At 69.6% G+C, this 26,043-nt stretch carries 25 protein-coding genes; 12 read left to right on the top strand and 13 right to left on the bottom strand.

Annotated features, from left to right (window positions below; genetic code table 11):
* From hflK to E4A53_RS08925, 3 genes are all read left to right on the top strand, one after another.
* Positions 1-1,021, top strand: a 1,021-nt coding sequence (hflK, locus tag E4A53_RS08915) for an FtsH protease activity modulator HflK (protein WP_136162759.1), incomplete at its 5' end; no start/stop codon positions are given.
* On the top strand, positions 1,018-1,881 hold the full coding sequence (gene hflC, locus E4A53_RS08920; RefSeq protein ID WP_136162760.1) for a protease modulator HflC: 864 nt from the start codon (positions 1,018-1,020) through the stop codon (positions 1,879-1,881). The genes hflK and hflC, both read left to right, overlap by 4 nt.
* A 97-nt stretch (positions 1,882-1,978) precedes the next feature.
* Positions 1,979-3,502 (top strand): DegQ family serine endoprotease, encoded by a 1,524-nt coding sequence (locus E4A53_RS08925; RefSeq protein WP_136162878.1) that lies wholly within the window; start codon positions 1,979-1,981, stop codon positions 3,500-3,502.
* 101 nt (positions 3,503-3,603) lie between these two features.
* Here E4A53_RS08925 and phoB read toward each other — a convergent pair whose 3' ends face one another.
* The 7 genes from phoB to E4A53_RS08960 all read right to left on the bottom strand — a co-directional run bounded on the left by phoB (position 3,604) and on the right by E4A53_RS08960 (position 10,792).
* Positions 3,604-4,302 carry a phosphate regulon transcriptional regulator PhoB gene (gene phoB / locus E4A53_RS08930; protein ID WP_136162761.1) on the bottom strand — a complete coding sequence of 233 codons (699 nt, stop codon included), beginning with the start codon at positions 4,300-4,302 and terminating at the stop codon, positions 3,604-3,606.
* Between the two features lies 1 nt (position 4,303).
* Complete coding sequence (phoU, locus tag E4A53_RS08935) at positions 4,304-5,008, bottom strand: phosphate signaling complex protein PhoU (protein ID WP_136162762.1); 705 nt, start codon at positions 5,006-5,008, stop codon at positions 4,304-4,306.
* Positions 5,009-5,019: 11 nt separating this feature from the next.
* Positions 5,020-5,808 (bottom strand): phosphate ABC transporter ATP-binding protein PstB, encoded by a 789-nt coding sequence (gene pstB, locus E4A53_RS08940; RefSeq protein ID WP_136162879.1) that lies wholly within the window; start codon positions 5,806-5,808, stop codon positions 5,020-5,022.
* A gap of 2 nt (positions 5,809-5,810) precedes the next feature.
* Positions 5,811-7,064: a phosphate ABC transporter permease PstA gene (pstA, locus tag E4A53_RS08945; protein ID WP_239018218.1), complete on the bottom strand. Its 1,254-nt coding sequence runs from the start codon at positions 7,062-7,064 to the stop codon at positions 5,811-5,813.
* Positions 7,057-8,448 carry a phosphate ABC transporter permease subunit PstC gene (gene pstC, locus E4A53_RS08950; RefSeq protein WP_136162763.1) on the bottom strand — a complete coding sequence of 464 codons (1,392 nt, stop codon included), beginning with the start codon at positions 8,446-8,448 and terminating at the stop codon, positions 7,057-7,059. Before pstC ends, pstA begins: the two co-directional genes overlap by 8 nt.
* Positions 8,445-9,491: a substrate-binding domain-containing protein gene (locus E4A53_RS08955; protein ID WP_136162764.1), complete on the bottom strand. Its 1,047-nt coding sequence runs from the start codon at positions 9,489-9,491 to the stop codon at positions 8,445-8,447. Before E4A53_RS08955 ends, pstC begins: the two co-directional genes overlap by 4 nt.
* Before the next feature lie 68 nt (positions 9,492-9,559).
* Positions 9,560-10,792, bottom strand: coding sequence for a sensor histidine kinase (locus E4A53_RS08960; protein WP_239018219.1), 1,233 nt, complete (start codon positions 10,790-10,792; stop codon positions 9,560-9,562).
* 110 nt (positions 10,793-10,902) lie between these two features.
* On the opposite strand from E4A53_RS08960, the gene E4A53_RS08965 reads away from it, so the two are divergent.
* Genes E4A53_RS08965 through E4A53_RS08980 form a run of 4 tightly spaced genes read left to right on the top strand, consistent with a single transcriptional unit; the run spans position 10,903 to position 13,425 of the window.
* Complete coding sequence (locus E4A53_RS08965) at positions 10,903-11,310, top strand: hypothetical protein (RefSeq protein WP_136162766.1); 408 nt, start codon at positions 10,903-10,905, stop codon at positions 11,308-11,310.
* Between the two features lie 5 nt (positions 11,311-11,315).
* Positions 11,316-11,579: an HPr-rel-A system PqqD family peptide chaperone gene (locus E4A53_RS08970; RefSeq protein ID WP_136162767.1), complete on the top strand. Its 264-nt coding sequence runs from the start codon at positions 11,316-11,318 to the stop codon at positions 11,577-11,579.
* Positions 11,576-12,418 carry an HprK-related kinase A gene (locus tag E4A53_RS08975; protein ID WP_136162768.1) on the top strand — a complete coding sequence of 281 codons (843 nt, stop codon included), beginning with the start codon at positions 11,576-11,578 and terminating at the stop codon, positions 12,416-12,418. The genes E4A53_RS08970 and E4A53_RS08975 overlap by 4 nt, the downstream gene beginning before the upstream one ends.
* Complete coding sequence (locus E4A53_RS08980; RefSeq protein ID WP_136162769.1) at positions 12,415-13,425, top strand: nucleotidyltransferase domain-containing protein; 1,011 nt, start codon at positions 12,415-12,417, stop codon at positions 13,423-13,425. Before E4A53_RS08975 ends, E4A53_RS08980 begins: the two co-directional genes overlap by 4 nt.
* Before the next feature lie 15 nt (positions 13,426-13,440).
* Here the strand turns inward: E4A53_RS08980 and E4A53_RS08985 are convergent, their stop codons facing one another.
* Complete coding sequence (locus E4A53_RS08985; protein WP_136162770.1) at positions 13,441-14,124, bottom strand: HAD-IA family hydrolase; 684 nt, start codon at positions 14,122-14,124, stop codon at positions 13,441-13,443.
* A gap of 77 nt (positions 14,125-14,201) precedes the next feature.
* Here E4A53_RS08985 and glmU point away from each other — a divergent pair, with 77 nt between their 5' ends.
* Together glmU and glmS are read left to right on the top strand one after the other, a co-directional pair.
* On the top strand, positions 14,202-15,566 hold the full coding sequence (gene glmU, locus E4A53_RS08990) for a bifunctional UDP-N-acetylglucosamine diphosphorylase/glucosamine-1-phosphate N-acetyltransferase GlmU (protein WP_136162771.1): 1,365 nt from the start codon (positions 14,202-14,204) through the stop codon (positions 15,564-15,566).
* 1 nt (position 15,567) lies between these two features.
* Positions 15,568-17,391 carry a glutamine--fructose-6-phosphate transaminase (isomerizing) gene (gene glmS, locus E4A53_RS08995; RefSeq protein WP_136162772.1) on the top strand — a complete coding sequence of 608 codons (1,824 nt, stop codon included), beginning with the start codon at positions 15,568-15,570 and terminating at the stop codon, positions 17,389-17,391.
* A 6-nt stretch (positions 17,392-17,397) separates the two neighbouring features.
* Here glmS and ybaK read toward each other — a convergent pair whose 3' ends face one another.
* The 3 genes from ybaK to E4A53_RS09010 form a co-directional block, all read right to left on the bottom strand.
* Positions 17,398-17,871: a Cys-tRNA(Pro) deacylase gene (ybaK, locus tag E4A53_RS09000; RefSeq protein ID WP_136162773.1), complete on the bottom strand. Its 474-nt coding sequence runs from the start codon at positions 17,869-17,871 to the stop codon at positions 17,398-17,400.
* Between the two features lie 8 nt (positions 17,872-17,879).
* On the bottom strand, positions 17,880-18,344 hold the full coding sequence (locus E4A53_RS09005; RefSeq protein WP_136162774.1) for a nuclear transport factor 2 family protein: 465 nt from the start codon (positions 18,342-18,344) through the stop codon (positions 17,880-17,882).
* A gap of 96 nt (positions 18,345-18,440) precedes the next feature.
* Positions 18,441-19,430, bottom strand: coding sequence for a phosphatase PAP2 family protein (locus E4A53_RS09010; RefSeq protein ID WP_136162775.1), 990 nt, complete (start codon positions 19,428-19,430; stop codon positions 18,441-18,443).
* A 220-nt stretch (positions 19,431-19,650) separates the two neighbouring features.
* Here E4A53_RS09010 and E4A53_RS09015 point away from each other — a divergent pair, with 220 nt between their 5' ends.
* From E4A53_RS09015 to E4A53_RS09025, 3 genes are all read left to right on the top strand, one after another.
* The gene (locus E4A53_RS09015; RefSeq protein WP_136162776.1) at positions 19,651-21,723 is read left to right on the top strand and encodes an NAD(+) synthase; all 2,073 of its coding nucleotides are present in this window, start codon (positions 19,651-19,653) and stop codon (positions 21,721-21,723) included.
* A 64-nt stretch (positions 21,724-21,787) separates the two neighbouring features.
* Positions 21,788-22,912, top strand: coding sequence for a PQQ-dependent sugar dehydrogenase (locus E4A53_RS09020; protein ID WP_136162777.1), 1,125 nt, complete (start codon positions 21,788-21,790; stop codon positions 22,910-22,912).
* Positions 22,913-23,074: 162 nt separating this feature from the next.
* Positions 23,075-23,587: an FxDxF family PEP-CTERM protein gene (locus E4A53_RS09025; protein WP_168694343.1), complete on the top strand. Its 513-nt coding sequence runs from the start codon at positions 23,075-23,077 to the stop codon at positions 23,585-23,587.
* A gap of 74 nt (positions 23,588-23,661) precedes the next feature.
* On the opposite strand, the gene E4A53_RS09030 is transcribed toward E4A53_RS09025, so the two are convergent.
* Together E4A53_RS09030 and E4A53_RS09035 are read right to left on the bottom strand one after the other, a co-directional pair.
* Positions 23,662-25,245, bottom strand: a complete 1,584-nt coding sequence (locus E4A53_RS09030; protein ID WP_136162779.1) for a phytoene desaturase family protein — start codon at positions 25,243-25,245, stop codon at positions 23,662-23,664.
* Entirely contained in the window at positions 25,245-26,036 is a 792-nt protein-coding gene (locus E4A53_RS09035; RefSeq protein WP_136162780.1) for an SDR family oxidoreductase, read from the bottom strand. Before E4A53_RS09035 ends, E4A53_RS09030 begins: the two co-directional genes overlap by 1 nt.
* Positions 26,037-26,043: the final 7 nt, after the last annotated feature.

Consider the following 26,043-nt stretch of genomic DNA (forward strand, 5'->3'; position numbering starts at 1 on the left):
CGGCGGACCGCGCAACCCGTGGAGCCAGCCGCCCGGTGGCGGCCGCCCGCGCGGCAACCGGCCGGGTGCCGGGCCGACGGCGCTGGACGAACTGCTGCGCCGCGGGCGCGCGCGTTTCGGCGGTGGCGGTGGCGGCGGTTTCCCGGATTTCGGCGGCGGACGGCCGCTGTGGCTGTACGGGATATTGATCATCGTCGGCCTGTGGCTGCTGCTGACCAGCGTCCACCGCATCGGCCCGCAGGAACGCGGGGTGATCCTGCGCCTGGGCAGCTATGCCGGGACGATGGGGCCGGGCGTCAATCTGTCGCTGCCGGCGCCGATCGACACCGTCACCGTCCGCGATGTCGAGGAGATCCGCACGATCGACATCGGGTCGACCTCGCCCGATTCGGAAAACCTGATGCTGACCGGCGACCAGAATATCGTCGATCTCGCCTATTCGGTGCGCTGGAACATCAGCGATCCGGCTCATTACCTGTTCCAGCTCGCCGAGCCGGACGAGACGATCCGCGAGGTCGCCGAAAGCGCGATGCGCCAGGCGGTCGCCAATGTCAGCCTGAACGACGCGATCGGCTCCGGCCGCGGCGCGATCGAGACCGAGGTGCAGGAACGCATGCAGTTCCTGCTCAACGACTATCGCGCCGGCATCCGCATCCAGGGCGTCGCGATCAAGCAGGCCGATCCGCCGCTGGCGGTGATGGACGCGTTCAAGAAGGTGACGGCGGCGCAGCAGAACGCGATTAGCTACCTGAACAACGCGCGCGCCTACGCTCAGCAGATGACCGCCAAGTCCGAAGGCGAGGCAGCGTCGTTCGACAAGGTCTACGTCGAATACCGGATGGCGCCCGAAGTCACCCGCCGCCGCATGTATTACGAGACGATGGAGGATGTTCTGTCCAAGGTGGACAAGACGATCGTCGAGGCGCCGGGGGTCACCCCCTATCTGCCGCTGCCCGAGATCAAGCGCCGCGCTCAGGCGGAGACCCAGACTCAGACGGTGACCGGGGGGGCCAGCCGATGAACACCGTTTCCTGGCGCAACCCGGTCGCGCTGATGATCGCCGCGATCGCCCTGATGGTGTTGGCCAGCGCCACTTTCTCGGTCGTTCCCGAAACCCGCCAGGGGGTGATCGTCCGCTTCGGCGAGCCGATCAGCATCGTCAACCGCTACAAGGCGGACCAGGATTTCGGTCGCTCCGGCGCCGGGCTGATCGCCCGCGTGCCGTTCGTCGACCAGATCGTCTGGGTCGACAAGCGGGTGCTGGATGTCGAGATGGATCGCCAGCAGGTGCTGTCGACCGACCAGCTACGGCTGAACGTCGACGCCTATGCGCGCTACCGCATTGTCGATCCGCTGCGCATGTTCATCACCGCCGGCACCGAGCAGCGCGTGTCCGACCAGTTGCGCCCGATCCTCGGTTCGGAGCTGCGCAACGAGCTGGGCAAGCGGCAGTTCGCCGCCTTGCTCAGCCCGGAGCGCGGCCAGCTGATGGACAACATCCAGGCCGGCCTGAACCGCGTCGCCCGGCAATATGGCGCCGAGATCATCGACGTTCGGATCAAGCGCGCCGACCTGCCCGACGGCGCGCCGCTCGATTCCGCCTTCGCCCGGATGCGCAGCGCCCGCGAACAGGAAGCGCTGACCATCGACGCGCAGGGCCGCAAGCAGGCGCAGCTAATCCGCGCCGAGGCCGACGCCAACGCGGCGCGCACCTATGCCGACGCGTTCAACAAGGACCCGGACTTCTACAATTTCTATCGCGCGATGCAGTCCTACCGCCACACCTTCGGCGTCGACGGCACCACTGCGGAAGGCAATGCGTCGATCGTCCTGTCACCGAACAACGGCTATCTGCGTGAATTCCAGGGCAGAGGGCGGTGACGATCAGGGGTCATTCAATTTCCGTTCAGCGTGGGCGCGCAAGGACAGCGCGCGCATTCCGCGCCCCGGGCCTGCAGTCTTTGAGAGGACAATGAACGTGCGTTACGCCTACGCGATCACGACAGCCCTTCTCGTCGGCGGCGCGGCCGCGACGATGACCATGCAGCAGCCGGTCGGAGCACAGGTGGCCCAGAACGAGCCGGCCGCCATCGGTTCCGCCCCGCCGCGCGCCGGCGCGCCGATGAGCTTCGCCGACCTAGCCGCCAAGCTCCAGCCCGCCGTCGTCAACATCTCCACCACCCAGCGCGTCGCGGTGCAGACCAACCCGTTCGCGGGCACGCCGTTCGGCAGCCTGTTCGGCGACCAGGGGCCGGGCGGACCGGTCACACGCGAAGCGACGTCGCTCGGCTCCGGCTTCATCATCTCGACCGATGGTTACATTGTCACCAACAACCACGTGATCTCCGGCGGGCGCAACGGCGCCGTCGTCGAATCGATCACCGTCACTTTGCCCGACCGCACCGAATACCGGGCCAAGCTGATCGGCCGCGACATCGTGTCCGACCTGGCGGTGCTGAAGATCGACGCGACCGGCCTGCCCTTCGTCAAGTTCGGCGATTCGACTCATACCCGGGTCGGCGACTGGGTGGTGGCGATCGGCAACCCGTTCGGGCTGGGTGGCACCGTCACCTCCGGCATCGTATCCGCCCTGCACCGCAACACCGGCCAGGGCGGCGCCTATGACCGCTACATCCAGACCGACGCGTCGATCAACATGGGCAACAGCGGCGGCCCGATGTTCGACCTGAACGGCAACGTCATCGGCATCAACACCGCGATCTTCTCACCCAGCGGCGGCAATGTCGGCATCGGCTTCGCGATCCCCGCCGAACAGGCCCGCCCGGTCGTCGAGACGCTGATGAAGGGCGGCAAGGTGCGGCGCGGCTATCTGGGCGTGCAGATCCAGAACGTCACCGCGGAGATCGCCGAGGCGATGGGCCTTCCCAAGCATCGCGGCGAGCTGATCGCCGGGGTCGAGCCGAACGAGGCGGCGGCCCGCGCCGGCATCCGCCGCGGCGACGTCGTCACCAAGGTCAACGGCCAGGACGTGACGCCGGACCAGACGCTGTCCTATCTGGTCAGCAACACCCCGGTCGGCGCCCGCATCCCGATCGAGCTGATCCGCGACGGCAAGACGATGACGGTGACGCTGACCGTCGGCGAACGCCCGCCGGAGGAGCAGTTGGCCGCCAGCCTGGGCCAGGGCGACGGCTTCGACAGCGAGGACGACGACAGCGAATCGAGCCAGCAGGCCGCGCAGGCTTCGCTCGGCGTCGCCGTCCAGCCGCTGACCCCGGCGATCGCGCGCAGCATCGGCGTCCCCGCCGACGTCAAGGGCGTGGTCATCACCGGCGTCGACCCGTCGAGCGACGCGGCGTCCAAGACGCTGAAACGCGGCGACGTCATCCTGTCGATCAACCGCCGTCCGGCGCTGACCGCGCAGGACGTGACCGCCGCGGTGCGCGAAGCGACCGCCGCCAACCGGACCAGCGTGCTGCTGCTCGTCCAGCGCGGCGCCGGCCGGCCGCAATATGTCGGCGTCAAGCTGAAGAGCCGCTGAGCCGCGGCCGGGCTGCGGCCTGGCGCAAAGAAGCCATGGACACCGGCCGCGGGGCGCCCCGCGGCCGGTGTTTCATTGTCTGTCCCGCGCGGTAGCGCCGGTCAGTGCCGACCTTCGCTGTCCAGGGAATAGCCGGCGGAGCGGACGGTGCGGATGATGTCCGGCAACGCATCGCCGTTGATCGCCTTGCGCAGCCGGCGGATGTGGACGTCCACCGTGCGCGGCTCGATATCCGCGTCCTGGCCCCAGACCGAATCGAGCAGCCGCTCGCGCGAGAACACCCAGCCGGGATGCTCCAGGAAATGGCGGAGCAGGCGGAACTCGGTCGGCCCCAGCGCCACCGGCTTGCCGGCGCGGCGGACCTTGTGGCCGACGGTGTCCATTTCGATATCGGCATAGCTGAGCTGGGCGCCGGCCAGCGCCGGCCGCACCCGGCGCAGCACCGCGCCGACCCGAGCGACCAGCTCGCGCGGGGAAAACGGCTTGGTCACGTAATCGTCGGCGCCGGTTTCCAGCCCGCGGACGCGGTCCTCCTCCTCGCCGCGCGCGGTCAGCATGATGATCGGCACATTGGCGGTGCCCGGCATCCGCCGCAGCCGGCGGCAGACCTCGATTCCCGACAGGCCCTCGATCATCCAGTCGAGCAGCACCAAGTCCGGCGCCCGTTCCTGCGCGAGGAGCAGCGCCTCTTCTCCGTCGGCGGTGTGGCGGACGGAAAAATCCTCCCGCCGGAAATGCCAGACCAGCAGTTCGGCGAGGGCGGCGTCGTCCTCGACCAGCAGCATGTCGCCGCGCGCCATGTCAGCTCTCCACGCTGTCTTCGTCGCCGCCGCGCTCGCGTTCCGGCATCGGCGTGCCGCGCGCGGCGTAATAGACCATTTCGGCGACGTTGGTCGCATGGTCGCCGACCCGCTCGAGATTCTTGGCGACGAACAGCAGATGCGCCGCCTGGCCGATCGTTGCCGGATTCTCCATCATGAAGGTCACGAGGGTGCGGAAGATGCTGTTGTAGAAATCATCGACCCGCCGGTCGTCGTCGCAGACCCGGACCGCCGCCTGCCAATCGCGCGCGGCAAAGGCGTCGAGCGCGCCGCGCACCATATCCACCGCCAGCGTCGCCATCGACGGCAGCACCGACAGCGCCTCGACCGTGTGGCGCCCGCCGATCAGCGGGGTGCGGCGGGCGATATTCTTGGCATAATCGCCGATCCGTTCGATGACGCCGGCGATCTTCAGCGCCGCCACCACCTCGCGCAGGTCGTCGGCGAGCGGCGCGCGCAGGGCGATGATCTGCACCGCCAGCCGCTCTACCTTCGCCTCGATCTCGTCGATCAGCTGGTCCTCCGCGACGATCCGCCGCGCCGTTTCCAGGTCGTGGCGGACCAGCGCCTGCATCGCCTGTTCGATCGCCGCTTCGGCGCGGCCGCCCATTTCGGCGATCAGGCCGCGCAGCGCGACGATTTCGTCGTCGAATGCCTTGATCGTATGTTCGGTGCCGTTCGCCATGTCCTGTCCTCTCAGCCGTAGCGGCCGGTAATATAGTCCTTGGTGCGGACTTCCCGCGGGTTGGTGAAGATTTCCGACGTCACGCCATATTCGACCAGCTGGCCGAGGTGGAAAAAGGCGGTGTGTTGCGACACGCGCGCCGCCTGCTGCATGTTATGGGTGACGATGACGATCGCGTAGCGGCCGCGCAGTTCGTGGATCAGTTCCTCGATCTTGGCGGTGGCGATCGGGTCCAGCGCCGAGCAGGGCTCGTCCATCAGGATCACCTCCGGGTCGACGGCGATGGCGCGGGCGATGCACAGCCGCTGCTGCTGGCCGCCGGACAGCGCCGTGCCGCTCTCGTGCAGCCGGTCCTTCACCTCGTCCCACAGGCCGGCGCGGCGCAGCGACTGCTCGACGACCGCATCGAGGTCCGCCTTGCCGTCGACCAGGCCGTGGATGCGCGGGCCGTAGGCGACATTCTCGTAGATCGACTTGGGGAACGGGTTCGGTTTCTGGAACACCATGCCGACGCGGGCGCGCAGTTGCACCACGTCCATGTCGGGATTGTAGATGTCGGTGCCGTCGAGGGTGATCTGCCCTTCCACCCGCGCGCCGGCGATGGTGTCGTTCATCCGGTTCAGCGTGCGCAGGAAGGTCGACTTGCCGCAGCCGGACGGGCCGATGAACGCGACGACATTGTCCATGTCGACATCGATCGACACGCCGCTGATCGCCTGTTTCTGCCCGTAAAAGACATTGACGTTGCGCGCCGACATTTTTGCCGGCCGGTCGGATTTGACGGAATGGTCTTCGATCATGGTCACCAGCGTCGTTCGAAACGGTTGCGGAGGTAGATGGCCAGCCCGTTCATCGCGAGCAGGAAGGCAAGCAGCACGACGATCGCCGCCGATGTCTTCTCGACGAAACCACGGCTGACTTCGTCGGACCACAGGAAAATCTGCACCGGCAGCACCGTCGCCGGATCGGTGAAGCCGTCGGGCGGGGTGGCGATGAACGCGCGCATGCCGATCATCAGCAGCGGTGCGGTCTCCCCCAGCGCGCGGGCCATGCCGATGATCGTGCCGGTCAGGATGCCGGGCAGGGCCAGCGGCAGGACATGGTGGAACACCACCTGCACCGGGCTGGCGCCGACGCCCAGCGCCGCGTCGCGGATCGACGGCGGCACCGATTTTATCGCGTTGCGCGCGGCGATGACGATGACCGGCATCGTCATCAGCGCCAGGGTCAGCCCACCGACCAGCGCGGCCGAGCGCGGCAATTGCCAGGTATTCAGGAACACCGCCAGGCCGAGCAGGCCGAAGATGATCGACGGCACCGCCGCCAGATTGTTGATCGACACCTCGATCAGGTCGGTCATCCGGTTGCGCGGGGCATATTCCTCCAGATAGACCGCCGACAGCACGCCGATCGGGAAGGCGAGCAGCAAGGTGACGATCATCGTCAGCAGCGAGCCCTTGAACGCGCCCCAGATGCCGGCGCGGGTCGGGTCGTTCGAGTTGGACCGGGTCAGGAAGCCGGCGTTGAACGTCTTGCGCACCGCCCCGGCCTGTTTCAGCTTCGCATAGGCCGCCTTCGCCTCGGCGGTGCCATGGCCCTTGGCGGCAAGGTCGATGGCGGTCGCCGCCGCGACCCAGAAGCTGGCCTTGCCATCGAGCAGGGCGGGGTCGTCGCGCACCGCGTCGCGCACGTCGAGCCAGCTGTTTTCCGACAGATAGCCGGCCCCCTCGCCGCCATAGGCGGTGGTGGCGGCGGCGTTCAGATGCGCGGGAATGCCAGCATTGGCGAGGGCAAGGTCCGCCCCGCGCCCAGCCAGTGCCGCGCGGTCGATCAGCAGCGGCGCCGCCTTGAAATCCAGGGTGACGCGCACTTCCGTGCGCAGGAAGCCGGTAGCGCCCTGGCCGATCATCGACACCAGCAGAAAGGCGAGGAAGGCGGCCGATAGCAGCACCGCGCCCAGGCCGAGCAGCCGGAAACGCCGTTCGGCGGCATAGCGCCGGGCAAGCCGCCGCCGCATCACCGGTCCGTTCCAGTCGGTAAGGCCGAGCCTATTCATATGCCTCGCGATATTTCTTCACGACGCGCAGGGCGACGATGTTGAGCAGCAGGGTGATGACGAACAGCACCAGCCCCAGGGCAAAGGCGGCCAGCGTCTTGGCGCTGTCGAATTCCTGATCGCCGGTCAGCAGCTGGACGATCTGGGTGGTGACGGTGGTCACGCTGGCGAACGGGTTCGCCGTCAGGTTGGCGGCGAGGCCGGCGGCCATCACCACGATCATCGTCTCGCCGATCGCCCGGCTGACGGCAAGCAGGACGCCGCCGACGACGCCGGGCAGCGCGGCGGGGATCAGTACCTTGCGGATGGTCTCCGACTGGGTGGCGCCCATCGCCAGCGACCCGTCGCGCATCGCGGCGGGAACGGCGGTGATCGAATCGTCGGCCATCGACGATACGAACGGGATGATCATGATACCCATCACCACACCGGCAGCGAGCGCGCTTTCCGACGAGGCGCCGGGGATGCCGACGGCGGCGGCGAAGTCGCGCAGTGCTGGCGCCACGGTCAGTGCCGCGAAATAGCCGTAAACGACGGTCGGCACGCCGGCGAGCATCTCCAGCGCCGGCTTCATCCACGCACGCAGCCGGGGGCCGGCATATTGGGTCAGGTAGACCGCGCTCATCAGGCCGAGCGGGATGGCGACGACCATCGCGATGATCGCGCCGATGAAGATCGTCCCCCAGAACAGCGGGATCGCGCCGAACTGGTTGGTCTGGCCGGCGATCACCGCCGATTGCGGGCTCCAGCGTAGGCCGAACAGGAAATCGACCGGCGACACCATCGAGAAGAAACGCCAGGATTCGAACAGCAGCGACGCGACGATGCCGACCGTGGTCAGGATCGCGATCAGCGATGCGACGAGCAATGTCGCCATCACCGCCCGTTCCACCCGGGTGCGGGCGCGGAAATCCGGGCGGACGCGGGTGAAGGCATAGGCGCCGCCGGCAAAGGCGAGGATCAGCGCCAGTACCGTCGCGATCCCGTCGAAGCGCGCCTGTGCGGCCCGATAGGCGGGGGCGAGCGCCGCGGCTTCGTCGTTGAACGCACCGGCGAGCTTGCCCTGGGCCAGTGCCCGCGCCTCGGCGAGCAGGGCGCCCCGCTCGATCCCGCTTTCGGGCAGGGCGGCGGCCGGGGTGTCGAGCACCGCGCCGGTCACCAGCGCCGGGCTGGTCCAGCCCCAGACCGCAAGAAACAGCAGCGCCGGCACCGTCGCCCACAGCGCCACATACCAGCCATGATAGAAGGGCAGCGAATGCGGGCGACCGGCCGCCCCGGCGGCGGTATCGGCTGCGGCGGCGAAACGGGCGGCGCGGGTCCGCGCGCTGAGCCAGCCGATCAGGCCGAGGCCGATGACGAGGAAGGCGATGGCGGCGACGCTCATTTCAGCACGGCCGGATCAAGCGGGGTCAGCGCGGTGGCGACGGCGACGTTCTGCGCGCGGACGTCCGGCGTCGCCGCGATCAGCCCGCGCCGGGCGAGCGGACCGCCCGGGTTCCACGCCCCGGCATATTCGGCGACGAATTCCTTCAGCCCCGGTATCGCGCGCAGATGCGCGCTCTTGACGTAGATGTAGAGCGGCCGCGCGCCGGGATAGGCGAAGCTGGCGATGCTGTCGTAGGTCGGTTCGACGCCGTCGATCGGGATGCCGGCCAGCGTGTCGAGATTCTCTTCGAGGAAGCTGTAGCCGAAGATGCCGACCGCATCCGGGTTGGCGCCGAGCTTCTGGACGATCAGATTGTCGTTTTCCCCGGCATCGACATAGGCGCCATCCTCGCGGATGCGGGTGCAGCGGTCCTTGTGCTTGTCCTCGTCGACGGCTTTCAGCGCCTTGTTCGCCGGGTTCTGATCGCAGCCGGGGGTCATGATCAGCTCGGTCAGCGAATCGCGGGTGCCCGACGTCGACGGCGGGCCGTAGACGACGATCGGCGTCGTCGGCAGCGCCGGGTTGATGTCCGCCCAGGTCCGGGCGCGGTTGGGCTTGCCGTCCGGGTTGGCGGCGATCGCCAGATAGATTTCGCGCACGCTGAGCGCCATCCGCGAGCCGCGTTTCGATTCGCCCAATGCCAGTCCGTCGACGCCGATCTGGATCTCGACGATCTTGTCGACGCCGTTCTTCTTGCACAGCGCATATTCGCCGGCCTTCATCCGCCGCGACGCATTCTCGATATCCGGGTACTGCGCGCCGACGCCACTGCAGAACAGCTTCATGCCGGCGCCGGTGCCGGTCGATTCGATGATCGGCGAGCGGTAGTTGGGCTTGGCGTTGACGAACTGTTCGGCGACCGCGGTGGTGAACGGGAACACCGTCGACGAGCCGACGGCACGGATCTGCTCGCGCACGCCGCCCCCCGCCCCGCCGGCCGGGTCGTGGCACGCCGACAGCAGGCCGGCCGAAGCCATCAGGATCACGAGGCTGCGCAGCATGAGTTTCGGCGCTACTCCATCGGCGGCCCCGCGGCGGGCCGGTTCCGGCTCCGCGTCGTGCCCGCGTTTCACGCGCCCTGTGTGATGTTTTCGTGACAGTTTGATGACAGCGCCGGCAGCAGTACGGTTACCGTGGTGCCCGCGCCGGGCATGCTGGCGATGTCCAGCCGCCCGCGATGCCGTTCGACGATGTGCTTGACGATGGCAAGGCCGAGACCGGTGCCGCCGAGCGCCCGGCTGCGCCCCGAATCGACACGGTAGAATCGCTCGGTCAGGCGCGGCAGATGTTCGGCGGCAATGCCCTCGCCTTCGTCGGCGACGGTCAGCCGGACCATGCCGTCCGGTCCCGGCGCGAGGGCGATCGTCACCGGCGTGCCCGGCTTGCCGTATTTCATCGCGTTGCCGACCAGGTTGTGGAGCAGTTGCGATAGCTGCCCCACATCGCCGACCACCGGCGGCGGCGCCTCCGCTATGACAACCGTCAGGTCGCGGCCGCGATTGCCATGGCTGGCGGCGAGGGTCGCACGCACTTCCTCCACCAGCCGGGCGAGGTCGACCGGGCTTTCCGGCGCCCGGAACTTGTCGGCCTCGATCCGCGACAGCGACATCAGGTCGTCGACCAGCCGCCCCATCCGCCGCGCCTCATCGTCCATCACCTTCAGGAAGCGGCGACGGGTCGGCGGGTCGGCGCCAGCCTTGTCGTCGGCCAGCGTCTCGACGAAGCCGAGGATCGCGGCGAGCGGGGTGCGCAGCTCGTGGCTGGCATTGGCGACGAAATCGACCCGCATCCGTTCCGCCGCGTGACTGCCGGTCCGGTCGCTCAGATGGACAAGACGGCGGCCGTCGTCGAGCGCGCCGACCTGCATTTCCCACCGCGCCTCGCGCGTGCCGATGCCGACCAGGCTGACCGGCGCGCCGGGCAGCGCCGCCAGCGGCGCGGTCAGCCGGTCAGCCGCTTCCGGGTGGCGGATGGCGAGCCGGGCGTGCTCACCGACGATATGCGCGCCGAGCAGTGCCAGCGCCGCCGCGTTGGCGTTGGTGACGCGCTCGTCGGCGATGATCAGGATCGGCTCGGTGATCGCCGCGATCAGCGCGTCGGCGGGGTCGGCGACCGCCGGTGCGGCGTTCGCCGGCAGCGATGGCGGTGCATGGGCACCGCGCCCAAGCCAGAACAGTCCGCAGCCGCCAGCCAGCACCAGCGCAACCACCCCGGCCGCCACCCCTGCCCACCAGAGCAGCGCCGCCGTCGCCACCAGGACGAGCAGCGCCAGCACCACGCGCAGGGGATCGTCATGCCGCATCATCCCCCTCCTATCCGATTTCCACGCCGCTGACCCGGCCGATTCGCCATCGATCGTGCATCCATGCGATTTTACGATTATGAAAGCGTGACGGGCGGATAGGGGCAGGGATGGGCCACAGTGACTCCTCCGACGGCGCGCGGCGGCCGCTAAGCGCGGACCGGCGCGCCCTGCTGCGACTGGGCGCGGCGGGCGTGTCGACGGTCGTAACCATCCGCCCGGCGCTGGCGCAGACGGCGGCGTCGGTGCTGACCTGCGAGATACCGGTGCCCGATCCCGCGCGCGCCGGCGATTTCATCGCGGCGGACGGCAGCCTCGTTCCCACCGACACGCCCGGCGCGTTCCGCCCCTCCGCCCGGCCGTTCACCGGCGAGGAGGTGAAGGCGGCGCTGACCGGGCGCTCGCTGCCCGGCGTCGATCACCAGCGCAGCCGCGCCTACACCAACTACATCCGCCGCCTGCAGCAGGGGACGAGCGGCTTCACCTGCTACGCATCGCTGCAGATGCCGCGCGCCTGATCGCGATGCGCTGGGCGCTGGGTGCGCGCACCGCGCTGAAACGGGTGCCGCTCGACATGCTGACCGCCTGTTTCGACCGGCGGTCGGGAATGACCCACCTGCTCGCCGCGCCGGCGCCGGAACTGCTCGCCGCGCTGGCCGCCGGACCGGCGGATATCGCCCTGCTGCTTGCCCGCATGGGCATCGCCGACGCCGATGCGGAGGAACGCGCCGGGCTGGAAGCGCATCTCGCTGCGCTCGAAGCGGCCGGGCTGGTCGTCCGCGCATGAGGCACGTCTTTTCCGTCCGCGTCGGTCCGGCCGGTTTCCGCGTCGGGTCGGACTGGCGGGCGCCGGTCGCGGCGCTGGAGGCGCTCTATGCCGGCTATCCAAAGGCCGGGATCGCCGACTTCACCGTCCGGCTGGAAGCGGCGCGACCATGGCGGCGGTGGATCCGGCCTTCGGTAACGATAGCCGGCGATTACATGCTGCCGGACGCGGTGCCGCTGGCGCTCCGCCACGGCCTGCTCGCTGCCGAAATGGGGATGAACCTGCAGATGGCGCTTGGCGCCCGGCGCTGGCTGCTGCTCCACGCCGCCAGCCTGGAGCGGGACGGGCGGGCGCTGATCCTGACCGGGGCATCCGGCTCCGGCAAGTCGACGCTGGCGGCGCTGCTCGGCGACCGGGGCTGGCGGCTGATGGGCGACGAATTCGCGCTGATCGATCTGGCGAACGGCGTGCTCCATCCCTTTCCCCGCCCGGTCAGCCTGAAGAACGCCGCGATCGCGCTGTTCGACGCGGCGCGGCTCGGCCCGCTGCTCGCCGCGACGCCGAAGGGCGATATCCGCCATCTGCGCCCCAATGCCGACGCGATCGCGCGAATGGCCGAGCCGGCCGCCCCGGCACTGATCCTGTTCCCGCGTTTCGGCCATGCCGCCGCCGAGCGGCCCGTGGCGCCGAGCGAGGTGTTCGTTCGACTGACCCAGGCGTCGACCAACTATGTCGCGCTGGGCGAGGCCGGGTTCGACGCGCTGACCCGGCTGGTGACGACGCTGCCGGCGCGGGCGATCGACTATCCCGACGCCGACAGCGCCGTCGCGCTGGTCGAGCGGCTGTGGGCGGCGGCATGAGCGCGGCGCTGCTCGTCCGTGCGCTGCGCGACCCGGCATCGGTCACCGGCCTGTCAGCCGACGCGTGGGCCGGACTGATCGCCGCCGCGCGCGCCGAGCAACTGGCCGGCACGCTTGCCGAGCGCCTGCACGGCCTGCCGTTGCCCGATGCGGCCGCACGGATCATGGCCGACGCCCGCTTCGCCGCCGGCGAGGGCCGGCGGGCGGCGTTGTGGGAGGCGGAGGCGGCGCGCCGGGCGCTGGCCGGGCTGGGCGTGCCGGTGATCCTGCTGAAAGGCACCGCCTATGCCGCCGCCGGCCTCGACGCCGCGCAGGGCCGCACGATCGGCGACCTCGACATATTGGTGCCGCGCGCGGCGACTGGCCGGGTCGAGGCGGCGCTGCTCGCGGCGGGCTGGGAATGGATGAAGCCGGACCCGTATGACGACGCCTATTACCGGCGCTGGATGCACGAGCTGCCGCCGCTGATCCACCACGCGCGCGACCGGATGATCGACGTCCACCACACCATCCTGCCGCCGACCGCGCGGCCGGTGCCGGATGCCGATGCGCTGGTCGCCGGCGCCCGGCCGATCGGCGAGGGGCTGCACATGCTGTCGGGCGAGGACATGGTGATCCACGCCGCCGCCCATCTGATCGCCGACGGCGACCTGTCCGGCGGGCTGCGCAACCTGTGGGACATCGACCGGCTGGTTCGGGCGTTCGACGACGACGCCTTCTGGCCGCGCCTCGCCGAACATAGCCGGCTTCACGGCCTGACCGACGCGGTGGCGCGGGCGTTGCGGCTGGCGGAGCGGCTCTACGCGACGCCGGTCGCGCCGGCGCTGGCCGGGCGGTGGCGGGCGAGCGACACGCTATTCGCGCGCCGCCTGCTCGCCCGCGACGGCTGGGGCCGTCCAGTCCGGCCGCTCACCCGCCTCGCCTTTTACGGGCGCTCGCATTGGCTGCGGATGCCGCCGGCGCTGCTCGCGCGACACCTGTGGACGAAATGGCGCCGGCGCGGGTGAAGCCTGTTTTGGAGTTCATCCGCCCGCCTGCCCAAGCCGCTCCAGCGCCGAGATCAGTTCCGCATAGCTGTCGATGATCGCGTCGGCCCCCATCGTCTCGATCGGCTGGTTCGGGAAGCCGAAGCGGACGGCGACGCTCGGCACGCCCGCGTTCTTCGCCGCCATGACGTCATAGATCGAATCGCCGACGAACGCCGCGCGGCCGCCGCCCAGCCGGCGGACCAGTTCGTGGATCGGCGCGGCGTTGGGCTTGGCGTTGCCGGCACCCAGGGTATCGCCGCCGATGATCGTCGCGAAACGGGCGGACAGGCCGAGCGTATCGACCAGTTGAACCGCCAGGGCTTCCTGCTTGTTGGTGACGATGCCGACCGCGACGCCCAGCGCATCCAGCCGGTCGAGCGCGGCGAGCAGGCCGGGATAGGGCACGGTGCCGACGGCGATGTTGGCGCGATAATGATCAAGCAGCGGCGGATAGAGCCGGTCGAGCAGATCGGGATCGCAGCCGCCGCTCTGTTCCAGCCCGCGTTCCAGCATCCGGCGCGGGCCGCCGCCGATCAGCGACGCGACCGCCTCGAGCGCGATCGGCGGCCGCCCGGCCAGCGCCAGCGCGTGGTTGACCGCGGCGCCCAGGTCGGCGCTGGTGTCGAACAGGGTGCCGTCCAGGTCGAAACCGACGATCGGAAAGGGAAAAGCGTTCATGCGCGGGGCCATGCCCGCCGGCCACTGGCAATGGCAAGCCGTCCGTGCGAAGGGGCGCGGCAAAGGACATGCCAGCGATGACCGATATCCCCGTCGCCGCCGTCATCCTTGCCGCCGGCAAGGGCACGCGGATGAAATCGGACCTGCACAAGGTGCTGCACCCGGTCGCCGGCCGGCCGATGCTGCTGCATCTGGTTGCCGCCGTCGACGCCCTCGCCCCCGCGCGCAAGGTGGTGGTGGTCGGCAGCGGCCGCGATCAGCTTGAGGCCGCGCTTGCCGGATACGACGCGGCGCTGGCGGTGCAGGAGCCGCAGCTCGGCACCGGCCACGCCGTCCAGCAGGCGGAAGCGACGCTGGCCGGCTTTTCCGGCGACGTGCTGATCCTCTACGGCGACGTGCCGCTGGTCTCGACCGAGACGATGCGGCGGATGCTCGACCGCCTCCACGCCGATGACGGGCCGGCGGCGGTCGTCCTCGGCTTCCGCCCCGCCGACCCGGCCGCCTATGGCCGGATCATCGCCGAGGACGACGGGCGCATCGCCAGGATGGTCGAGTACAAGGACGCGACCGCCGAAGAGCGGGCGGTGACGCTATGCAATTCCGGGCTGATGGCGGTCGGCGCCGCCGACCTGTTCCGCCTGCTCGCCCGCGTCGGCAACGCCAATGCCGCCGGCGAATATTACCTGCCCGACATCGTCATGCTCGCGGCTGCCGACGGCCGCGCCTCCGCGGTGATCGAGACCGACGCGGGCGAGGTCGCCGGCGTCAACAGCCGCGCCGAGCTGGCCGCGGTCGAGGCGGCCTGGCAGCAGCGCCGGCGGGCGGAGGCGATGGCCGACGGGGTGACGCTGATCGCGCCGGAGACCGTGCATTTCTCCTACGACACTGAAATCGCGCACGACGTGACGATCGAGCCGAACGTGGTGTTCGGCCCCGGTGTGCGGGTTGCCTCCGGCGCGCGAATCCGCGCGTTCAGCCATGTCGAGGGCGCCAGTATCGGCGAGCATGCGGAGATTGGCCCCTATGCGCGGCTGCGCCCGGGCGCCGAGATCGGCAACAAGGCCAAGGTCGGCAATTTCGTCGAGGTGAAGAAGGCCAGGCTTGGGGAAGGGGCGAAGGCCAACCATCTGTCCTATATCGGCGACGCGGATGTCGGCGCGGGTGCCAATATCGGCGCGGGGACGATCACCTGCAATTATGACGGCTTTCTCAAATACCGGACAGAGATTGGCGCCGGGGCGTTTATCGGCTCGAACAGCGCGCTGGTTGCCCCGGTCAGCATCGGCGCCGGTGCGATCGTCGGTGCCGGGTCGGTACTGACCGCCGATGTCGACGCGGATGCGCTGGCCGTGGCGCGCGGGCGGCAGGAACAGCGGGACGGCTGGGCGGCGCGGTTCCGCGCCCGGATGGCGGAGCGCAAGGCGGCATTGAAGGGCAAGTAGCATGTGCGGAATCATCGGGATCCTTGGCCAGTCGGCGGTTGCCGGGCGCCTGCTCAACGGGCTGCGGCGGCTGGAATATCGCGGCTATGATTCGGCCGGCATCGCCACCGTCCACGACGCGGTGATCGAGCGCCGCCGCGCCGAGGGCAAGCTGAACAACCTTGCGGAACGGCTGGCGGCGGAACCGTTGCCCGGCAACAGCGGCATCGCCCATACCCGCTGGGCGACGCATGGCGCGCCGACCGAGGACAACGCCCACCCCCACATCGTCGATGACGTCGTCATCGTCCACAACGGCATCATCGAGAATTTCAAGCCGCTGCGCGACGAGCTGATCGCCGAGGGGCGCCAGTTCCTCAGCCAGACCGATACCGAGGTCGTCGCTCATCTGATCGCCCGCGAGATGGCGCGGGGCCTGCCCCCGCGCGAGGCGGTGGCGGCGGTGCTGCCGCGCCTGCACGGCGCCTTCGCGCTGGGCGTGATGTTCCGCAGCGAACCGGACCTGCTGATCGGGGCACGGCTCGGCGCGCCGCTGACCGTCGGTTATGGCGAGGGCGAAAACTATCTCGGCTCCGACGCGATCGCGCTGGCGCCGCTCAGCCAGCGCATCGCCTATCTGGAGGAGGGCGATTGGGTGGCGATCACCCGGGCCGGCGTGGAGATTTTCGACCGCGACAACCGGCCGGTCACCCGGCCGATCGTCGAATCCGGCATTTCCGGCCAGCTGGTCGAAAAGGGCAATCACCGCCATTTCATGCAGAAGGAGATCTACGAGCAGCCGGTGGTCGTCGCCCAGACGCTGCACTCCTATCTGCGCCGGCTGGAGAACAAGGTCGCGCTGCCCGACATGGATTTCGACCTGGCCGGGGTGAAGCGGGTGACGATCGTCGCCTGCGGCACCAGCTTCTATGCCGGGATGGTCGCCAAATACTGGTTCGAGCAATTCGCGCGGGTGCCCGTCGACCTCGATGTGGCGTCGGAATTCCGCTACCGCCAGCCGGTGCTGGAACCGGGCGGGCTGGCGCTGTTCATCTCGCAATCCGGCGAGACGGCGGACACGCTGGCGGCGCTGCGCCATGCGCGGGCGGAAGGGCAGACCATCGCGGTCGTCGTCAACGTGCCGACCAGTTCGATGGCGCGCGAGGCGGACCTGCTGCTCCCCACCCATGCCGGGCCGGAGATCGGCGTCGCGTCGACCAAGGCGTTCACCTGCCAGCTGGCGGTGCTCGCCGCCTTCGCCGCCAATCTCGCCCGCGCCAAGGGACGGATGGACGCCGACGAGGAAAAGGAGATCGTCGCCCAGCTGGCCGAGGCCCCGGCGGCGATGAACGCGGCGCTGGCCCGCGACGAGGCGATCGAGGCGATCGCGCCGCTGATCGCCCCGGCGCGCGACGTGCTCTATCTGGGCCGCGGGCCGGAATACCCGATGGCGCTGGAAGGCGCGCTGAAGCTGAAGGAAATCAGCTATATCCATGCCGAGGGCTATGCCGCCGGCGAGATGAAGCACGGCCCGATCGCGCTGATCGACGATGCCGTTCCGGTCATCGTCATCGCGCCGTCCGGCCCGCTGTTCGACAAGACGGTGTCGAACATGCAGGAGGTGCAGGCGCGGGGCGGCAAGGTGGTGCTGATTTCCGACGCGGAAGGATTGGCTGCCGCCGGCGATACATGCCTGGCGACGATCGAGATGCCGCGTGTCCACCCGCTGATCGCGCCGCTCGCCTATGCGGTGCCGGTGCAGTTGCTCGCCTATCACGTCGCCGTCGCCAAGGGCACCGACGTCGACCAGCCGCGCAATCTGGCGAAGAGCGTTACCGTCGAATAACGGCCGTCAGGCGATAAGCGGCGCGGCGATCGCGGCGAGCAGGCGTGCGGCATCGCCGGGGGCGAGCCGGACCTGAAGCCCGCGCTGACCGCCATTGACATAGACGAAGGGGTGGACGAACGCCGCCTGCTCGATCGCGGTCGGCAGCGGCCGCGGCTGGCCGAACGGGCTGATCCCGCCGACCTTGTAGCCGGACAGCCGCTCGGCGTCGGCCGGCTTCATCATCCGCGCCGCCTTGCCGCCGAACGCGGCGGCCAGCTTCTTCATCGCCACCTCGCGGTCGGACGGGACGATGGCGATCGCGGGCCGGCCATCGACCAGCGCCATCAGCGTTTTCAGCACCCGTTCCGGTGGCTGGCCAAGCGCCTCGGCCGCCTGCAGGCCGACATGGTCGGCGTCGCGGTCATAGGCGTAGCTTTCGACGGTGAAAGCGACGCCGGCCGCGTCCAGCATCCGGGTAGCCCGCGTCGCCCGTGCCATCGGCGGCGTCAGAAGCCGAAGCTGTCCAGCGCCGGATGATCGTCCGGGCGGCGGCCCAGCGGCCAATGGAACAAGCGCTGTTCCGGCGTGATCGGATGTTCGTTGATACTGGCGTGGCGGCGGTCCATCAGGCCGTCGGCGCCGAATTCCCAATTCTCGTTGCCATAGGCGCGAAACCAGGTGCCGCTGTCATCGTGGAACTCATAGGCGAAGCGCACCGCGATCCGGTTGCCGCCGAACGCCCACAGGGCCTTGACCAGCCGATAGTCGAGCTCGCGCGTCCACTTGCGGGCGAGGAACGCCTCGATCGCCGGGCGGCCGGTGACGAATTCGCCCCGGTTGCGCCAGACGCTGTCCACTGCATAGCCGAGCACGACGCGGGCCGGATCACGGCTGTTCCATGCATCCTCTGCGAGGCGGATCTTCGCGATCGCCGATGCTTCGGTGAATGGCGGGAGCAGTGGGTGGGTCATCGGTCTATGTCCTTGAGATACGAATCGGAATCCGGCAGCCGTGCCGGCCGGCGACTCCGACTATAGCGCGCCGGCCGTCGCGACCGAATGGCAGGCTCAGTGCTGCGGGCGCCGGCCCGGTTCCTTGTCGGACGGCAGGGTGCGGACGAGGGCGGTGACGACGGCGAGCGCGGCCAGCGCGACGACCGCACCGAACAGCATGTCGGCCAGGTAGTGCGTGCCCTCGACCGGCGTCGCCAGCAGCATCGCACCGTTGATCGCGACGACCGGCCAGCGCAGGCGCGGGAACGGCCAGGCCGCCGCCATGTAGAGCACCGCGCTGCTGGTGTGGAAGCTTGGCGCGCAGACCAGCCCTCGCAGGTCGCCCAGGTTGATGACGGTCAGCGCCCGGCTGCGCAGTTCCGGGATCAGTTCCGCCTGGTAGAGCGCGCTGGCCGGCATGTACGGGATCGGCCCGTGCCACAGCGTCGCCAGCGGCCCCTCCGCCGGGAAGAAGGCGAACAGCAGCAGCGTCGTCACCGCCGCCAGCCAGAAGGCGACGATGAACCGCCGCGCCTCCGCCTGCCGGCCGGCCCAGGCGAAATAGCCGAGCAGCAGCGCCGGGGTAACGAAGATGCTGGCATAGGCGGCGGCGCCCAGCCGTTGCAGCGGCCGGTGCGCGGCAACGACATTGTACCAGTCGCGCCAGTCGAAGCGCAGCATCGCGTCGATCCTCTCCAGCGCGCCGTCGTGAAAGCCGGTACTGAACGCAGCGATCGGATAGGTGGCAACCGCGCCAAGCAGGCAAAGCAGCGCGAACAGGCCGAGTGATTCGGCGGCATCGCGCGCGATCCGCTGCCCTTCGCTTCGGGGCCGCCGGAACAGCCAGCGCAAGGTGATGCCGATGACCGCCGTACACCAGAACAGGATGCGGCTGCCCGGCGTGAAGATGACGGTTTGCCCGGTGGCCGCGATCATCGCCGCGACGGCCAGAGTGCTGAGCGCCAGGCCACCGGCCAGCCAACTGCCGGGAACGAGCGCCGTCTGCCCCGCTGGTAGCGCCGCGCGCCGGGCAACGGGAGGAACGCGGACATCGCTAGCGAACATCCGCTCGGCCGCCTGTCGTCATAAACCTGTTTTCCCTGCCCCCGCGCGCGTAGCGCCATGCGGTCCTGCGCGCGCGTTCCACAACCCACGATGAACGAACGATGCGCGTCCGCCGATGGCGCGGCGATGGCGGGCGAATGGATTCCGCGTCATGCCGGGGTTGATCGGTGGGCGTCGCCACGCCCATAGAACGATTTCGCCGCCGCCGAGAAGGTGTCCGATGCCCGAAAGCCGCTTTCATTCGCTCCACGCGCACGGACTGGTCCGCGTCGCCGCCGCGACGCCGGTCGCCAGCGTCGGCGATGTCGCCGCCAATGCCGAGGCGATCGCCGGGCTGATCGCCGATGCCGACCGACGCGGCGTCGATCTGGTCGTGTTCCCGGAACTGGCGCTGTCATCCTACGCAATCGACGACCTGCTGCTGCAGGATGCGCTGCTCGGCGCGGTCGAACAGGGGGTCGCGCGCATCCTTGCCGCCAGCGAGGCGCTGGCGCCGGTCGCGGTCGTCGGCGCGCCGGTCCGGCGGAACGGGCGGCTCTACAACTGCGCGCTGGTCGTCGCCCGCGGCACGCTGCTCGGCGTGGTGCCGAAAAGCTTCCTGCCCAACTACCGCGAATATTATGAGAAGCGCTGGTTCGCCTCCGGCGCTGGGCTGACCGGGCTGGAGGTGACGCTGGCCGGGCAGACGGCGCCGTTCGGCGTTGACCAGCTGTTCGCCGCGACCGATCTGCCCGACTTCGTTTTCCACGCCGAGATCTGCGAAGACTACTGGGCACCGCTGCCGCCGTCGACGCACGGCGCCCTCGCCGGCGCGCTGATCCTGTGCAACCTGTCTGCGTCGAACGTCGTCGTCGGCAAGGCGCGGGAGCGGGCGATGCTGGCCGCCGCCCATGCCACGCGCACGCTCAGCGCCCACATCTTCTCCGCCACCGGCGCCGGAGAGAGCACCACCGACCTGGCGTGGGACGGGCAGGCGATGATCCACGAGCTGGGCGACCTGCTCGGCCGCTCCGCCCGGTTCGACCGGACGCCGGAATTGCTGGTCGCCGACATCGATGTCCAGCGCCTGCGGCTGGAGCGGGCGCGCAACGGCACGTTCAACGACTGCGCCACCGGCGCCGGCCACCCGGAGACCCGCTTCCGCCGCATCGCCTTCACCCACCAGCCGCATATGCGCGACGCCGGGCTGGAGCGGCCGCTCCGCCGCTTCCCGTTCGTTCCCGACGACGCCGCGCGGCTCGACGAGGATTGCTACGAGGCATTCAACATCCAGGTCGAGGGGCTGGCCCAGCGGTTCCGCGCGACGCCCGGCGACAACATGGTCATCGGCGTGTCGGGCGGGCTCGATTCGACCCACGCACTGATCGTCGCCGCCAAAACCTGCGATCGTCTCGGCCTGCCGCGCAGCGCGATCCTCGCCTTCACCCTGCCCGGCTTCGCAACCGGGGAGGGGACGAAGGGCAATGCCTGGGCGCTGATGAAGGCGCTGGGCGTCACCGCGGCGGAGATCGACATCCGCCCCGCCGCCGAACGGATGCTTGCCGACCTCGACCACCCGTTCGCCGACGGCCAGCCGGTCTACGACGTGACGTTCGAGAATGTGCAGGCGGGGCTGCGCACCGACTACCTGTTCCGTCTCGCCAACCAGCACGGCGGCTTCGTCATCGGCACCGGCGACCTGTCGGAACTGGCGCTTGGCTGGTGCACTTACGGCGTCGGCGACCATATGAGCCATTACGGCGTCAATTGCGGCGTACCGAAAACGCTGATCCAGCACCTGATCCGCTGGTCGATCGCCACTGCCCAGTTCGACGCGGAGACCGACGCGATTCTCGACGCGATCCTCGCGACCGAGATTTCGCCGGAGCTGGTTCCCGCCGGCGCCGACGGGGCGATGCAGAGCACCGAGGACCGGATCGGCCCCTATGCGCTGCACGATTTCTTCCTGCACCATATCGTCCGCCACGGCCTGCCGCCGTCGAAGGTGGCCTTCCTCGCCTGGCATGCCTGGCGCGATGCCGCCGTCGGGCATTGGCCGCCGGGCTTCCCCGACGACGCGCGCGTCGCCTACGATCTCGACACCGTCGCCCGCTGGCTGCGCGTGTTCCTGACCCGTTTCTTCGCGACCAGCCAGTTCAAGCGTTCGGCGCTCCCCAACGGGCCGAAGGTTTCGCCCGGCGGCAGCCTGTCGCCGCGCGGCGAGTGGCGGGCACCGTCGGACGGCGGCGCGGCGCTGTGGCTGGCCGAACTCGACCGGGCATTGCCGGAAAAGGCGGCTGCGCTAAACAGGTAACGCGGCGCGGCTGAAACGATCGCGCGGCCGGTGCGTTCGCACCGCGTTCCGGTGGAGAAACCCTATGCGCCGTATCGCCCTTACCCTGCCGTTGCTCGTCTTCAGCGCCTGTTCGGAGGCCGCGCCCGCACCCGCGGACGATGCCGCCCGGCCGTTCACCGTCACCCCCATTGCCGATTTCGACAGCCCCTGGGCGATGACCTTCCTGCCCGACGGACGAATGCTGGTTACCGAGAAGACCGGACAGATGCTGCTGGTCTCCGCCGACGGCAAGACGCGGCAGAATCTGGGGGGTATCCCGCCGGTCGACAGCGCCGGCCAGGGCGCGCTGATGGATGTCGTCCTCCACCCGAAATTCGCCAGCAACCATCTGGTCTATTTCAGCTATTCCGCCGCCGGAGAGGGCGGCAAGGGCGTGGTGCTGGCGCGCGGGACGTTCGTCGACGGCGATGCGCCGCGCCTCGACAAGGTGGAAACGCTGTTCAGGGGCAGCCCGCTGGTTTCCGGCAGCGGCCATTATTCGGGGCGCATCGTCTTCGCGCCGGACGGGCACCTGTTCTTCACCAACGGCGAGCGGCAGAAATTCACCCCCGCGCAGGACCCGCAGGCAACGCTGGGCAAGGTGCTGCGCCTGAACGACGACGGTACGCCGGCCGCCGGCAATCCGCTGGCGGCACAGGGCTTCAATCCGGCGATCTGGTCCTATGGCCACCGCAACCTGCTCGGCATCGATTTCGCTCCCGACGGCGCGCTGTGGGAGGTGGAGATGGGGCCGAAGGGCGGCGACGAGGTGAACCTCGTCCTGCCCGGCCACAACTATGGCTATCCGCTGGTGTCGAACGGCGACCATTACGACGGCACGCCGATCCCCCGCCACGCCACCCGGCCGGACCTGGAGGCGCCTAAGGTGTGGTGGAACCCGTCGATCTCGCCCTCGTCGCTGATCGTCTACACCGGCAGCCTCTTTCCGCAGTGGCGGGGCGACGTGTTCATCGGCGCGCTGTCCGGCAAGGCGCTGATCCGCGTCGATGTCGACGGCACCAGCGCGGCGAAGGGGGACGAGTGGCCAATGGGCGCCCGCATCCGATCGGTACGCCAGGGGCCCGACGGCGCGCTCTACCTGCTCGAGGACGGCGCCGAAGGCTCCGAGGGGCGGATGCTGAAGCTGACTCCGGCGCGCGCGCGCTGAGTGCCGACGCGGCGGCCGTTTCGATTCGGGACAAATTTTCCAGATTTGCCTGCATTTTAACCAAGACAAGGTTACCGCTTCGTTAGTAAGTGTCCCCTCGGCGTCTGGATCGAAGTGGGTGATTCAAGCGCATTCGGTCTTCGCAGTTAGGGGTATATGAGTATGAACAAGTTCCTTCTCGGCGCAGCGTTGGCGACGGTCACTGTGCTCGCGGCGCCCGCTTCGGCGGCAGTCATCACCCTGTCGGTTCCGGGCACCGGCGGTTCGACCGGCTTTACGCAGTCGAGCAACACCTCGGGCGTGATCAACGACGAGTTCCAGTTCACCGTGCCGGTCGCCGGCGACGCGAGCGGCTCGCTGATCTCGATCGACCTGTCCGGCGCGTTCGACGTCGCCATCACCAAGGTGTGGCTGGACGCGATCCCCTTCCATCAGGACCTGACCGGTTCGGAAGAAAAGTGGACGCTGGCGAGCGCGAACATCGGCGCCGGCCCGCACAGCATTTTCGTCGAAGGTACCTGGGGCACCAACGGTGGCTCCTACAGCGGCACGCTGAACTTCCTGCCGGCCGCGGTGCCGGAGCCGGCCGCCTGGGCGCTGATGATCGCCGGGTTCGGCCTGGTCGGCGGCACGATGCGCAGCCGGCGTCGGGTGACCAGCGTCACCTACGCCTGAGCGTAGATCGCCTCGATACAAGGGGAGGGCTGGCCGAGAGGCCGGCCCTTTCTTTTTTGGCCGGGGCGCCCGGCCTACCCGATCGCCTGCGCGGCCATATAGCCCGACATGCCGCCAAGGCCGGGGCCGGGATGGGTCGAGGCGCCGATGTGGAACAGCCGTTTGACCGGGGTCCCGTGCCCGCTCGGCCCGGCATGCGGACGCCACAGCATGAACTGGTCTATCGAGCACAGCCCGCCATAGGGGTCGCCGCCGACCAGATTGACGTTCAGCTTTTCAAGATCGGCCGGGGACAGAGCGCGCCGGCCGACGATCTGCGCGTCCAGCCCCGGACACAGCGCACAGAGCCGGGCGACGATGCGGTCGGCATAGGCGTCGCGCACCGCTTCGGTCCAGCAGCCGTCCGCCGGCACCGCGATCTCGCCGAGCGCGTCGCCGCGCAGTTCGCCGTTACGCGGCACCTCCTGCAGCTGGATCCAGAGGATGGCGGCGCCGTCCGGCGCGCGGCTGGGGTCGACGGCGGTCGGCTGCGCGACGACGATCGTCCCCTCCGCCGGCAACAGGCCACGTTCCGCCTCGTTGACCGCGCGCGATACCGCGTCCAGCCCGTCGGTCACATGCAGCATCGCGACCTTGCCGAGCGCCGGGTCCGGCCAGGCCGGCGGCGCCGACAAGGCAAGGTGGATCTGCATCTCGCCCCGGCCATAGCGGAAGGCGGCGGCATCGGCGCGGACCTGCGGCGGCGTCGCTTCCGCCGGCAGCAGCCGTCCGTAAAGCTGGGTCGGGGTGACCGAGGCGACGACCGCATCGGCGGCGGTCACCACCTCGTCGCTCGCCAGCCGGACGCCGGTGGCGCGGCCGCCGGCAACGATGATCTCGGCGACGTCGGCATTGGTACGGATCGCGCCGCCGCGCGCGGCGATCAGCCGCTCGAACGCCTCGACAATGCGGGCGCTGCCGCCCTCGACCATTGGCGCGCCGACCTGTTCGAGCGAGAACAGCACCAGCCGGTTCATCAGTGCCGACATCGCGCTTTCCGGGGCGAGCCCGACATGCAGCACCCAGGGCGCGAACAGCCCGCGCGCCGCCGGCGAGCGGAAGTCGGCCGACAGCCAGGTCCGCGACGCGCGCATCGCTTCTCCGAAGAAGCGGGCCAGCCCCTTCAGCCCGCGCCGCCGCGCCTCGCCCAGTAGCAGCTTCAGCGTCGGCCAGGACCACAGCTCGCCGCCGAGCATGCCGAAGACCAGCGCCGCATCCGCCTCGACCGCCGCCATTGCCCGGCGATAGGCATCGCCGTCGCCCGGCGCGATCGCGTCCAGCGCGGCGGCATTGCGCGCGCGGTCGGTGGTGAACAGCAGCGCGGCGCCATCCGGCCGGACCAGCGCGGTCGGCGCATCGGTGTTGAGGAATTTCAGCCCGTGGCGCGCCAGTTCCGGGCCGAGCAGGCCGTAATGCGGCGCGGTGACGAACAGCGGATAGAGTGTCGACAGTGTGTCGTGATGGAAGCCCGGCGCGGTCAGTTCTTCCGTCCGGATGCAACCGCCGGCGACCGCCTCGCGCTCCAGCAGCAGCACCCGCTTGCCGCGCAGCGCGAGCAACGCGCCGCAGACCAGCGCATTGATGCCGCTGCCGACGATGACGACATCCGCCGCCGCCATCAACGCCCGCCGGCGAGCAGCGGCATCAGCGGCACCCGCCGTTCCGGGCCGAGCACCGAATAACCGCCGTCGACATTGGTCTCGCTGCCGGTCATGTAGCTGGCCTCGCCCGACGCAACGAAGCTGACCACCGCCGCGACCTCGCTGGCGTCGGCGACCCGGCCGAGCAGGTTCAGCTCCGCCGACACCGCGTCGGCATGGGCGCGGTCGCCGCCGGTCAGCCCGTCGAACGGGTCCGACCAGATATGGCCGAGCGTCACCATGTTCACCCGGATGCCGTCCGCCGCATAATCGAGCGCCTGCGCCCGCGACAGATGGCGCAGCGCCGCCTTGGCGACCGGATAGGCCCAACGCCCGACATGCGGGAACACGCCGGAGATCGAGCCGATGTTGACGATATTGCCCCCCGCCGCCTTCAGATGGGGGCGTGCCTTCTCCCCCAGGATTGCCGCCGAGACGGCGCTCACGTTCAGAGTCTCCAGCCAGGTGGCACGGGATGTCGCCGGGCCGTCGTCGCCATAGGAGCAGGCGTTGTTGACCAGGACGTCGATTCGTCCGAACTCGGCGACTGTACCGTCGACCAGCGCGGCCAGCGCGGCATCGTCAGTGATGTCGGTGGCGACGAAGCGGGCGCGCGCACCGAGCGCGGCGGCGATCGCCTCGCCCTTGTCGACGCTGCGCGCGGCGACCACGACCTGCGCGCCGTCGGCATGCAGCCTGCGGGTGATCGCGGCGCCGATCGACGCCGCCCCGCCGGTGACGATCGCGACCTTGCCGTCATGGGTGGCCATGGTGTCT

This window comes from Sphingomonas flavalba (assembly GCF_004796535.1).
Classification (GTDB): domain Bacteria; phylum Pseudomonadota; class Alphaproteobacteria; order Sphingomonadales; family Sphingomonadaceae; genus Sphingomonas_L; species Sphingomonas_L flavalba.

Coding starts and splice junctions, on each gene's coding strand:
- ybaK (WP_136162773.1), bottom strand. CDS start 17,871: ATGGCACGGGCGACGCGGGCTACCCGGATGCTGGACGCGGCCGGCGTC.
- phoU (WP_136162762.1), bottom strand. CDS start 5,008: ATGGCGAACGGCACCGAACATACGATCAAGGCATTCGACGACGAAATC.
- E4A53_RS09035 (WP_136162780.1), bottom strand. CDS start 26,036: ATGGCCACCCATGACGGCAAGGTCGCGATCGTCACCGGCGGGGCGGCG.
- pstC (WP_136162763.1), bottom strand. CDS start 8,448: ATGAGCGTCGCCGCCATCGCCTTCCTCGTCATCGGCCTCGGCCTGATC.
- E4A53_RS08980 (WP_136162769.1), top strand. CDS start 12,415: ATGAGCGCGGCGCTGCTCGTCCGTGCGCTGCGCGACCCGGCATCGGTC.
- glmS (WP_136162772.1), top strand. CDS start 15,568: ATGTGCGGAATCATCGGGATCCTTGGCCAGTCGGCGGTTGCCGGGCGC.
- E4A53_RS08955 (WP_136162764.1), bottom strand. CDS start 9,491: ATGCTGCGCAGCCTCGTGATCCTGATGGCTTCGGCCGGCCTGCTGTCG.
- pstB (WP_136162879.1), bottom strand. CDS start 5,808: ATGATCGAAGACCATTCCGTCAAATCCGACCGGCCGGCAAAAATGTCG.
- E4A53_RS09030 (WP_136162779.1), bottom strand. CDS start 25,245: ATGGCGGCGGCGGATGTCGTCATCGTCGGCAGCGGCATCAATGCGCTG.
- E4A53_RS08975 (WP_136162768.1), top strand. CDS start 11,576: ATGAGGCACGTCTTTTCCGTCCGCGTCGGTCCGGCCGGTTTCCGCGTC.
- E4A53_RS09005 (WP_136162774.1), bottom strand. CDS start 18,344: ATGACCCACCCACTGCTCCCGCCATTCACCGAAGCATCGGCGATCGCG.
- pstA (WP_239018218.1), bottom strand. CDS start 7,064: ATGAATAGGCTCGGCCTTACCGACTGGAACGGACCGGTGATGCGGCGG.
- E4A53_RS08960 (WP_239018219.1), bottom strand. CDS start 10,792: ATGCGGCATGACGATCCCCTGCGCGTGGTGCTGGCGCTGCTCGTCCTG.
- hflC (WP_136162760.1), top strand. CDS start 1,018: ATGAACACCGTTTCCTGGCGCAACCCGGTCGCGCTGATGATCGCCGCG.
- E4A53_RS09010 (WP_136162775.1), bottom strand. CDS start 19,430: ATGTTCGCTAGCGATGTCCGCGTTCCTCCCGTTGCCCGGCGCGCGGCG.
- phoB (WP_136162761.1), bottom strand. CDS start 4,302: ATGGCGCGCGGCGACATGCTGCTGGTCGAGGACGACGCCGCCCTCGCC.
- E4A53_RS08970 (WP_136162767.1), top strand. CDS start 11,316: ATGCGCTGGGCGCTGGGTGCGCGCACCGCGCTGAAACGGGTGCCGCTC.
- E4A53_RS09015 (WP_136162776.1), top strand. CDS start 19,651: ATGCCCGAAAGCCGCTTTCATTCGCTCCACGCGCACGGACTGGTCCGC.
- E4A53_RS08965 (WP_136162766.1), top strand. CDS start 10,903: ATGGGCCACAGTGACTCCTCCGACGGCGCGCGGCGGCCGCTAAGCGCG.
- E4A53_RS09020 (WP_136162777.1), top strand. CDS start 21,788: ATGCGCCGTATCGCCCTTACCCTGCCGTTGCTCGTCTTCAGCGCCTGT.
- E4A53_RS09025 (WP_168694343.1), top strand. CDS start 23,075: ATGAACAAGTTCCTTCTCGGCGCAGCGTTGGCGACGGTCACTGTGCTC.
- glmU (WP_136162771.1), top strand. CDS start 14,202: ATGACCGATATCCCCGTCGCCGCCGTCATCCTTGCCGCCGGCAAGGGC.
- E4A53_RS08985 (WP_136162770.1), bottom strand. CDS start 14,124: ATGAACGCTTTTCCCTTTCCGATCGTCGGTTTCGACCTGGACGGCACC.